The organism is Phytoactinopolyspora endophytica, from assembly GCF_004138495.1.
Classification (GTDB): domain Bacteria; phylum Actinomycetota; class Actinomycetes; order Jiangellales; family Jiangellaceae; genus Phytoactinopolyspora; species Phytoactinopolyspora endophytica.
In genome coordinates, this window is record NZ_ML142863.1 from 160,143 (window position 1) to 170,013 (window position 9,871).

The 9,871-nt window shown below is 67.1% G+C and carries 8 protein-coding genes and 1 pseudogene; 3 read left to right on the forward strand and 6 right to left on the reverse strand.

The annotated features are described in order from the left end of the window. Positions 1–506 (reverse strand): annotated as a pseudogene (locus ELR45_RS38985) (ArsR/SmtB family transcription factor); the annotation flags it as partial. A gap of 66 nt (positions 507–572) precedes the next feature. Between ELR45_RS38985 and ELR45_RS24985 the strand changes: the two are divergent. Further along, on the forward strand, positions 573–1,778 hold the full coding sequence (locus tag ELR45_RS24985; RefSeq protein WP_129668752.1) for an MFS transporter: 1,206 nt from the start codon (positions 573–575) through the stop codon (positions 1,776–1,778). A 20-nt stretch (positions 1,779–1,798) separates the two neighbouring features. On the opposite strand, the gene ELR45_RS24990 is transcribed toward ELR45_RS24985, so the two are convergent. The 4 genes from ELR45_RS24990 to ELR45_RS25005 form a co-directional block, all read right to left on the reverse strand. Beyond that, complete coding sequence (locus ELR45_RS24990; protein ID WP_129668753.1) at positions 1,799–5,155, reverse strand: DEAD/DEAH box helicase; 3,357 nt, start codon at positions 5,153–5,155, stop codon at positions 1,799–1,801. Positions 5,156–5,277: 122 nt separating this feature from the next. After that, on the reverse strand, positions 5,278–6,645 hold the full coding sequence (locus ELR45_RS24995) for a DUF2786 domain-containing protein (RefSeq protein ID WP_129668754.1): 1,368 nt from the start codon (positions 6,643–6,645) through the stop codon (positions 5,278–5,280). 335 nt (positions 6,646–6,980) lie between these two features. Beyond that, entirely contained in the window at positions 6,981–7,550 is a 570-nt protein-coding gene (locus ELR45_RS25000; protein WP_129668755.1) for a hypothetical protein, read from the reverse strand. Between the two features lie 31 nt (positions 7,551–7,581). Next, complete coding sequence (locus ELR45_RS25005; protein WP_129668756.1) at positions 7,582–7,878, reverse strand: hypothetical protein; 297 nt, start codon at positions 7,876–7,878, stop codon at positions 7,582–7,584. A 206-nt stretch (positions 7,879–8,084) separates the two neighbouring features. Here ELR45_RS25005 and ELR45_RS25010 point away from each other — a divergent pair, with 206 nt between their 5' ends. Beyond that, the gene (locus ELR45_RS25010; protein WP_129668757.1) at positions 8,085–8,387 is read left to right on the forward strand and encodes a DUF1905 domain-containing protein; all 303 of its coding nucleotides are present in this window, start codon (positions 8,085–8,087) and stop codon (positions 8,385–8,387) included. A gap of 164 nt (positions 8,388–8,551) precedes the next feature. After that, positions 8,552–8,788 carry a hypothetical protein gene (locus tag ELR45_RS25015; protein ID WP_129668758.1) on the forward strand — a complete coding sequence of 79 codons (237 nt, stop codon included), beginning with the start codon at positions 8,552–8,554 and terminating at the stop codon, positions 8,786–8,788. 35 nt (positions 8,789–8,823) lie between these two features. Here the strand turns inward: ELR45_RS25015 and ELR45_RS25020 are convergent. Next, on the reverse strand, positions 8,824–9,871 hold a 1,048-nt coding region (locus ELR45_RS25020), incomplete at its 5' end, for an FUSC family protein (protein WP_165368086.1).

Genomic DNA, 9,871 nt, shown 5'->3' on the forward strand with positions numbered 1-9,871 from the left:
ACGGCCAGTTGCTTGGCGCGGTACGCGACGTCCGCGTCGAGCACGGCGCGGATGCGCGGCCAGTGCGGCGCGACGAGGCGATCGTACGCGGAGCGCAACTCCAGGGCCAGCTCTCGAAGGCCGGCCGCTGGGCGGGCGGCCAGGTCGGCGGCGCACTCCGGGAGCGCGTCGCCGAAGACACGCTTCAGGCTTGCCCGGACCTGCCGGGCGCTCGTGCGTTGCAGCGCTGCCAGATCGTCGTCGATCGATGCTCCGGGGCCGACCGGGGCGGGCACCAGGAACTCCGGCCAGCCCGGCCGATCGTTCACGATCAGCGGCCAGGTGCGGGAGAGATTCAGCGGGTCCCCCGCCAGCTCCCGTGCCGACCATCGGAGCCACCGCAGGTTGACCTCCTGCCGGTCCTGCCCGGCCAGCTGCTGCAAACCGGCCACCGTCTCCGACAGCGGAGAGATCGCGAACCGTGTCGCTGCCAGCTCGGCCACACCCAGATCGACGGTCAGCGCCATGGCCGGAGAATGTAGCAGTCAGCTACATGATGTCGTGCCGGGATCCGCGGACGGAACGATGCCCGCATGCCACAACCTCCTGACCCGTCCCGGCTGCCCGTTGCCTATTGGCGGTTGGCCGGTGCGGCCGGGATCAACGCCGTCGGCCAGGGTGTGTTCGCTGCGGCCGTCCCGCTGCTGGCGGCCACGATCACCCGGGATCCCCGGCTGGTCTCGGTGGTGTCCGCCGCGGCGTATCTGCCCTGGCTGTTGCTGTCTCTGCCGGCGGGTGCGTTGGTCGACCGCTACGACCGAGCCGGCCTCATGTGGCGATCCCAGGCGACCCAGGCCTTGATCGTCGGCAGCGTGGCAGTCCTCGCCGCGTTCGACCGCATCGACATCGCCACGCTGGCGATGCTCACCTTCGGATTAGGAATGTGCCAGGTCGTCGTCGGAAACGCCGCGCAGGCGATCCTGCCGGACCTTGTCGGCAAGCACCTGCTCCACGCGGCGAACGGCTACCAGCAGACCATCATCGTCGTCGGCCAGCAGTTCGTGGGCCCAGCCGTCGGCGGCCTGCTCTTCGCCGTCGCCGTGGCGTTCCCTTTCGGTCTGGACGCCGCCGCGCTCGTCCTGTCCGCTGTCCTGCTCGCAACGCTGCCCCGTGCTGAGGCCCGGAAGATCGTGCACCCACCTCTGCGCACGGCCATGGCCGAGGGCCTGCGCTGGCTAGCCCGCCACCGGCTGCTGCGGACCCTCGCATTCCTGCTTGGCGTCAACACCTTCTGCTTCCACCTCGCCCACGCGACACTCGTTCTGCTGGCCACCCAGACGCTGCACATCAACCCCAGCGGCTACGGCCTGCTCCTTGCTGGGGCGGCAGTCGGCAGCCTGGCCGGAGGCCTGGTCGGGCCGCGCGTCGTCGCCATGCTCGGCTCTCGGGATGCATTGTTCGTCGCGCTCGGCACGAACGTCGTCGCATTCGCCGGCATCGGGGTGAGCCCCAACGCGACCGTCCTCGGCGGGCTGCTGGCCGTCAGCGGCTTCGCCACCATCCTCTGGAACATCATCACCGTGAGCCTGCGGCAACAGATCGTGCCATCCGACATGCTGGGCCGCGTCAGCAGTATTTACCGGATGGTCGGCTGGGGACTCATCCCGCTCGGAGCGCTGACCGGCGGACTCGTGGCGCACCAGCTCGGGCTGCGCGCGCCTTTCCCGATCGCAGGTGGCATCCGAGCCATCGCCCTGCTAATCGGCGCCCCCGTCTTGATCCGCGCCATGCGCAGCTAGGAGCCGAGCCCTGATGCTCACTACTCGAGGAGTCCACGGATATCGTCGACGCCGAGAGCGGTACCGAAGGCATTTCCGTCGTCCATGACGCTCGTGAACAGCTCGGCCTTGCGTTCCTTCAGCGCCATGACCTTCTCCTCGATGGTGTCTGCGGCGATCAGCCGGTACACCATGACGTTACGGGTCTGCCCGATGCGGTGGGTGCGGTCGACCGCCTGCGCTTCGGTCGCGGGGTTCCACCACGGGTCGAGCAGGAAGCAGTAGTCGGCCTCGGTCAGGTTGAGCCCGAACCCACCCGCTTTCAAGCTGATCAGGAAGACCGGCGCCGCACCCTCCTTGAACCTGGCGATCACCTCGGCCCGGTTGCGGGTGGAGCCGTCCAGGTAGCAGTACTCGATGCCGGCGGCGTCCAAGCGCTGGCGCGCAACGCTGAGAAAGCGGGTGAACTGGCTGAACACCAGCGCACGATGCCCACCCTGCACAACGTCGCCAAGCTGTTCCAGCAAGACCTCGATCTTGGCGCTCGGAAGGTCGTCGAACGCATCGTCAACGAGCCCACCATGCAGGCTCAGCTGCCGCAGCAGCGTGAGCGAGCGCAAGATGGTGAACCGGTTCTTGTTCACGTCGTCGAGCAGTCCAAGCACCTTCTGACGCTCTCGCTGCAGGTACTTCTCGTAGACCTTGCGGTGCCGAGGATGCAGGTCCACCTCGATCACCTGCTCCTGCTTGGCCGGAAGGTCGGATGCCACCTGCTCTTTGGTACGTCGTTTGACCAGCGGCCTGATCCGACGCCGCAGCTGTGCGAGCAGCTCGGTGGCCCCCTGCTTCTCGATGGGGCGAGCGTAGTACTCGTCGAACCGGGCAGGGTTGGGGAACAGACCGGGCGCCGTGATCGACAGCTGTGACCACAGCTCCATCAGGTTGTTCTCCATCGGCGTGCCCGTGATCGCCAGCTTGAACGGCGCAGGCAGCTGCCGAGCGCACTGATACGTCTTGGACTGATGGTTCTTGACGTACTGCGCCTCGTCCAGGACGAGCCCCGACCAGGTCGCGCTCTCATAGGAGTCGGAGTCCAGACGGAGCAGCGTGTAGGTCGTCACGACGACGTCAGCACCAGCGGTGACGTCGCCTATCGACTGTCCACGCCGGCGCAGCGTGTCGGTGACGGGCACCACCTTGAGCCCCGGCGCGAAACGCGCCGCCTCGCTCACCCAGTTCGGTACGACGCTGGTCGGCGCGACAACAAGGAAGGGGGCGATCTCCGGATCCGTCTGCTTGGCGTGGCAGATCAACGCCAGCGTCTGTACGGTCTTCCCCAGCCCCATGTCGTCGGCCAGAATCCCGCCGAGTTGGTGGTCCCACAGAAACGCGAGCCATCGATACCCGTCAAGCTGGTAGGGGCGTAGATCCGCGGCCAGGGAACCCGGCGGCTCGGTCTGCCGTAACGAGCCGATCGAGAGCAGTCCCTCCACCTGCCGCTGCCAGGCCTCGGTCTGATGCGTCACGACGCCGAGCGAGGCGAGCTCTTCCCAGAGCCCGGCCTGGAACCGGCTGATCCTCGGCTCGCCGCTCGAGCCCTCGCCCAGCGCCCGAGCTTCCTCGATGAGCCTGCGCAACGCCTGCAGCTCGGGCTTTTCCAGCGAGAAGAACGCCCCGTCGGGCAGCAGCATGTGTGGCTCACCACGAGCCAGGGCGGTGAACACGTCGGCGAACGGAACGTCGCGCTCCTCGACGGAGATGGTGATTCCCAGGTCGAACCAGTCGGCGTCACCTGTCACGGCTTTGGCCGACACACCGATGGCGACGGAGTCACTCGCCTCGCGGTAGTCCGCCGGCTCGCCGCTGACCTCGACAACGACGTTGGCTGCGTCCTGAAGCAGCGGCAACACCTCGGTGGTGAACCGCATGGTGTCGAGCCCACCAAGCCGAGCGCGGGGAGTCACCGAACGCCCGGCGGCGCCCTGCATGACCTCACGGCCGCCGATCTCGTCCGACGCCAATCCGAGCCGTTCCAGCCCAACGTCCAGGCCGGCCAGAACCGCCCGCTCGGCGTCCACGTCACGGTAGGTCAGGTCCGTTCCGTCGGGTACAAGCGGCGCTCGCTTCTCCGCGTCGCCCACCTCGTAAAGCCATTCCCAGGTCAGGTCCAGCGCGTGCTCGTCGTGATACGCGGCGTGGGCCACCAACGTGGGGCCCGAGACCGCCGGCGGCGTGAACGAGCCATCAGAGGATACGACGGTAGCCAGACGCCGAAGCCTAGGAATGTACTCATCCTGGAAGCGCGCACGATCGTCGGCCGGGACCGCCAGGCGTGCCTCTTCCAAGACCATCCTTCGCAGCCCCCGCGGCACGGTTCGCTCGAGCCTCGCCAACCCGAGCCGGCACTTCGACGGGTCGATACCGGCCCCGTTCTCCGCCCGATCCACGTAGACCATCCCGTGGGCCTCCGCACCGATGAACCCCACCGGCACGACGCCGGTCTCGCGGCCATCGACGTCCACCACCGGAGCGACCACCAGGCCACCGGAAGCCTCATCGGCCGTCACATCCACCGACACCTGTGCGACGCCGTATCCGGTGAGTGGGCCGAGCCGTTTCGCGCCGTGCACGAGTCGCAACCCGACCGCCGCCGCCTCGTCCAGGATCGGCCACAGCTGCCGCGAGTTGAACGCCGACAGGTCGATGTGCTTCTCATCGCGACCGTAATACCCGTACGAGTAGTAGGAGTCACCACGGTCCGACTGGTAGAGCGAATACAGCTCACGCAGTAGCCGCACCTGATCGTTTCCGTACTCGGGCGAGTGCCGCAGCGTGCCCAGCTTGGACCAGGTCAGTCCGCCGGCCACCCAGCCGTTCTTGCCGGGCCTGACCAACCGAGCCATCAGCCGTCGCTCATCGCCCACGGCTGTGTTGCGGCGCCCTGCGGACGTCTGCGGAGCGGACAGCGTCACCTCCACCGCCAGCGGCATCTGTTCTTGGCCGACGTGGCCTCGGCCGGGCTCCTCCAGCAGCGACTCCAGCGACTCCTCCCATACTGGGCTTCGCCCGCTGTCCAATGCCGGCTCACCGTCCGTCGCACCGAGCGCCGTCAGCACCAGAGCCACGACGTGCTTGCAGTCGACACCCACTGGGCACGTGCATGCTCCCCGCATGAGCCGGTACGACGCGCCGCCGGACGGCTCGAAGAACGCCACCGTCGAGTAGACCTTCCGCCCTTGACCACGTACCCGTCCGAGCAAGGCGTTTCCCGCCCGATCCCATTCGATTCCCGACACCGCACCCTCGCGGGCATACGTCAGCCCGCGACCGTACGAGGTCGCGCCAACGACGTCCGCCAACCCGAGTGGATCCTCGGAGGGCACCGTTTCGACGAGCATGGCCAAGACGCTAGCCGCCGGCACTGACACTCCGTCCGCGACGCGCCGTCGGCTTCGAGGATCTGACCCCGACGGAGGACAATGCGACACCTGATACCGACGTGAGCGGTGACAGCGCCCCGTCACGCCGTCACATGGCGCCGTTCGACACCGAGGTCGGCGCGGTCGGCGGCGGCACGTCCAGCGTTCCAGCCCGCTCCGTTGGTCACCGACGTCGACCGCTCGACCGTATGACTGAACATCTGCTGGAACGTCTCCTCCACCACGCGGGAGCGGTCGGCCAGCACAGGTAGCAGCCGTGCATCCTCGGCCGGGTCGTGCGCGTTCGCGGCCGCCTCATCGAGGCGTTCACCGATCCGGACGGCGTACGAGACGAGGAACGACCGGCGGAAGGAACGCGTGCGCGACGTCCCCGTGTACGTGACGTGCTTGCCTTCAGCCACCATCGCATGTGTAGCCTGCACCAGCAGAGAGGTCACCAGCAGCTCGGCGATCTCCAGATCCATCTCCTCACCAACCAGCGCGACGAAGCCGATCTTGGGGTAGAACACCGACCGGCACCGGTTCGCCTTGGCGACCGCGGCCACCAGATGGGACTTGGCGTCCACGTACGGGCTGTCCAGCCACAACCGGATCGACGTCGCCACCTGTTGCTTGTGAGTGTCGGCGTCCACCAGGGCACGCTCGAAGGCGTGCCGGTTCATCAACTCCTGGGCTTTCGCCGACAACGCCTCCGCTTCCTCAGGGAACTGCGTGGACTCGGCCTTGGCCAACAGCCCTCGCACCCGCGCCAGAACCTTCTGGTCCACGCCCGCCGCCGACGCCGAAGTGGCGCGGGTGGCCGTACCCGGTGGGGGAAGAATCTGCGGCAGCTTCGGGAATACCATCAATTCGGCGAGCAAACCGATGGAGCAGAGAAGCGCCGCCTCAAGCGTCACCCCGATGCGTTCCGCCCAATGCATCAGGTGCGGGCTGTCATGGTCCCACCAGACGGTGGCCTCGAGTTGTCGAACCTGCGTCGCCCAGCGCTCGTCCACCGTCGCCGCCGCATGCTGCGCGGTGTCCGCCGCGATCGCATCCACCACCAGGCTGGTAGCAGCCGAATCCAGTCGTCGCCTGATGAGCTCCCAAACGTCGGTAGGCAGCCAACCCGCATGCCAGAGCTGGTCGAGGATGCGACCGATCGCCATCCCTGCAGCCGTGCTCACCATCCGAGCCCGATCAGCGAACGGCCCCTCGGCAAGCTCCCGAGCGCACGCCGCGGCAGCCGAGGGGTCGCCGTCGGCGTGCGTCTGCGCCGCAGCCAGAAGCGTATTGCTGAGCAGTTCGGATGTAGGCCCCGGTGGCGGGTCGGAGAAGTCACTGGCCTCGTCGCACGTGCAGTCCGGCCCGTGCGGTCCGCTAGAGACGCGATCGCGCGGCGGAGTTGGTCCCCGGCGCTGGCGCTTGCGTTTCTTCGCGGCCCGCTTCTCCTTGTTCCGCTGCCCCATCACGCGCCCTTCTCGCCGCCGGCGCCCGCGGCGTTCGAACCTCTTTCGTCACGACACTCGGCACAGCCTAACGACACAACCGTCGCCGGTCCTGATCGCGACACCCTGACATCACGACGACGGCCCTGTACCCCGACATCGGTCAGCTGAACGGGCGACGGTCGAGGACGAGCCTGAGCGGGCGTGGGCTTCACGATGTGCGTGGAATGGTCCGCCGCAACCGTTGCATCCACGTGTCGCCGAACCGAACCGCGCGAGCAGTAGTTCGGCTGGAACAGGGAGCGTAGAGCCGACACTGTGAGCTTATCGTGACACGATGCGATGCGCTGATATCCTCACATGTCGTCGGCAACCGTCGCGACGTTGCAGACCTCGTCGCCGTTGCGATAGACGGCTGCGACGCCATCGACAGCAAACCCGACAGGGCTGTCGCGTCCTTCGAAGATGACCGTGTCGCCTGGTTCCGGATTCGGGTCCGCGCATCCGTAGTAGCCCTGCTCGCGTGACCAAACCTGGCCGACGGCGCGTTCCCACTCGATCACGTCGCGGTGCTTGTCCAGCCGGAACCGCTCCCCGTCGGCGTCGCTGAGCACCCAGTACGAGTCACGCGCGCGACTGGTCCTCGTGCCGGGCTGGGTGTGCGTGAACATGGCGGCTTCCTCGACGGTGACCTCATAGGTCGCCGGCCGCGTCGCGGTGAAGTGAGCGATGTTCCACACCGTGTTCCACATCAGCATGACCATCAAGCCTGCGCCGGCGGCGATCGCCACCACCCCACCGAAGAGATGAAACCTCGCCTTCCACCGGCCCGCCGGCGCGTCCCGCCGAATGTCAATGCGCAAGGCGTCCACCCAGTACGCCCGGGTACGCCACGCCACAGCTACCAGAACCAGCGCCCACAGCACAGTCGCGGCGATCGGCCAGGTGTCGTCACGGTCAAAGCATCAGGCTCGCCGGACGGTTGACATCGCGGCGCATGAACAGCAGATACATGAACCCGACCATGATGATCGGCACCAACGAAACCAGCAGATATGCTGGCGCGAGCCACGCTACCGGGACCAGCAGCACGGTCCCGCCCACCAACGCCAACGTGGCCCACAACGGCGGGAGTCCCGAATCGAACCCGCGTATCAGAAAGGCTCCCACCATCGGCGCCACCGCCGTCAGCAACGAGCCCACCCCCAAGATGACCGAGTTCGGCGCAGCCTTCGCCGGACGCTCTTCACCCACCACAGATCCCCCCGGTTACAGCTCAATGACCACATGCATCTTACGAAGACGTGACTAGGACACCTCACACCGTTTGGTCAGTGTCGCCACGAAATGCCAGCAGTGTCGGTGCTTCCGTTGTGTAATAGCTCTGCCACGCCTGCCCTCGGAACGCATCAGCACCGGGTGGGTCTGAACTTGTCGGTCGTTCGTGCGATGCTCAGTTCGTGGTCATCGAATTCGACGCCGAGCTGTGGATATGGGAAGCCCGGCGCGACGACAGCTGGACATTCGTGAGCCTGCCTGTCGAGGAGTCCGAGGAGATCCGCGAGATGGCAGGGGGACAACGCCGCGGCTTCGGTTCGCTGCGGGTACGCGTTTCCGTGGGTGGCAGTACATGGACGACGTCGATCTTTCCCGACGGCTCGCGCAACTGTTACGTGCTTCCGATCAAGCGCGCCATCCGCACGGCTGAAGGCCTCGAGGCCGGTGACGTCGCGACCGTGACCGTCGAGCTCATCGACGTATGATCGGGCCAGAGTGATGAGTTCGGTCTCAGGACTGCTCTGCGAGGACCTGACGGAGGGTGGCGGCGAAGGCGGCGTCCCGCGGGTGCACACCAAGTCGATTCCGTCGCCACGATCGGGGTACTGGCACTCTTATACAGTTCCCTGCGATCGAGAGAAGCGCAGTGATGACGACACGTATGACCGGCCCTTCGGGCGACGAACCGCGGGACGAGGGCACGCGCTATCAGACGGAGGCCTTGGTCGAAACCCTGCGGGCGGCAGCCAGCCATGCCCGTACCGATGCCTCCCAGACCGGTGATCCCAAGGCGCGGGCGCTACTCGAGACGAGCGCTGAGGTGCTGGCTGGCCTCATCAACGCCTTCGAGCAGTACGCCGAAGGCACCGGGACAGCGTGGCGGTGAGCCGGCCGTAGACGCTTTCGATACGCGTCACCGCCTCAACTCGCCTCGTCCGCGTCCTCGGCGCGCGTCTGCTCTTGCATCTGCCGTGCCGCGGTCCGCACTTCGTCGACCGCGTCGGCCGCATCGAGTCCGAGGGCCCGCAGCAGGTCCGTCGCGGTGGATCTGATCTGGGCCACAACCGCGCTGATAGGCATGCTCGCTCCGTCGGTCACCAGCAAGCTGGCGCGACCGGCGGCGCGCAAGGCGTCTGTACGGCCCGCTGCCTCTCCCCTTCCCCGGTCGAGTTCGAGCTGCAGTCCCAACACGGCTGAGGCAAGGTCCCTGACCGCCAGCGTCAGCTCAGGCGAGGTCCCTTCCTCCAGATCGACGGCACGGACCGAGGCACGGGCCAGCACGCGCACGTCGCGCACCGCCAGCTCGATCGGAGGGAAGGCAGCAGCTTGGCGGCCTATCAGCGACCGCTTGCGCCGATGCGTCGGAGCGAGAAAGACCGTCTCCTCGGCTTGGTCGATGGCCTCCTGCCACGCGCGGACGTAGCCGTCGAGCGTACGAGCGCGCTCCAGGGCAGCCGCGATCTCCCCTGCGCTTCGGGTGTCCAATGCCCTGGCGATCTGTTCAAGCGTCCCGCGCAGCTCCGAGAAGAGTGGCTCGGCGGCGGCCCGTGTGCTCGTCAGGGGATGTCTGGGCAGGATGAACGATGCAGCCAGGCCGATACCGCCACCGATCAGGACATCCACCAGGCGCTGGTTGGCCATTGAACTGTAAAGACCCTCGGGAGGTTCGATCGTCGCGATCAGGACGCCGGCGACACCGGCCTGCGTGATCAGAAGGGGACCGGCCCCCAATGCCGTGGCGGCCCCCATCGCCAGCACCGCAACCACGAAGACCTGAACAGGTCCAGTGCCGATCAGAGCGATCAGCACGTCGCCGATGACGACGCCGATGGCGGCGCCCGCGACAATCTCCAGGGCGCGCCGGACCCGGCGTCCGGGAGCCAGGCTGAGCACCAACATCGCACCGATGGGTGCGAAGATACCCGGCTCATGCCCAAGGACGTCGCGAGCGAGAAACCACGACACACCG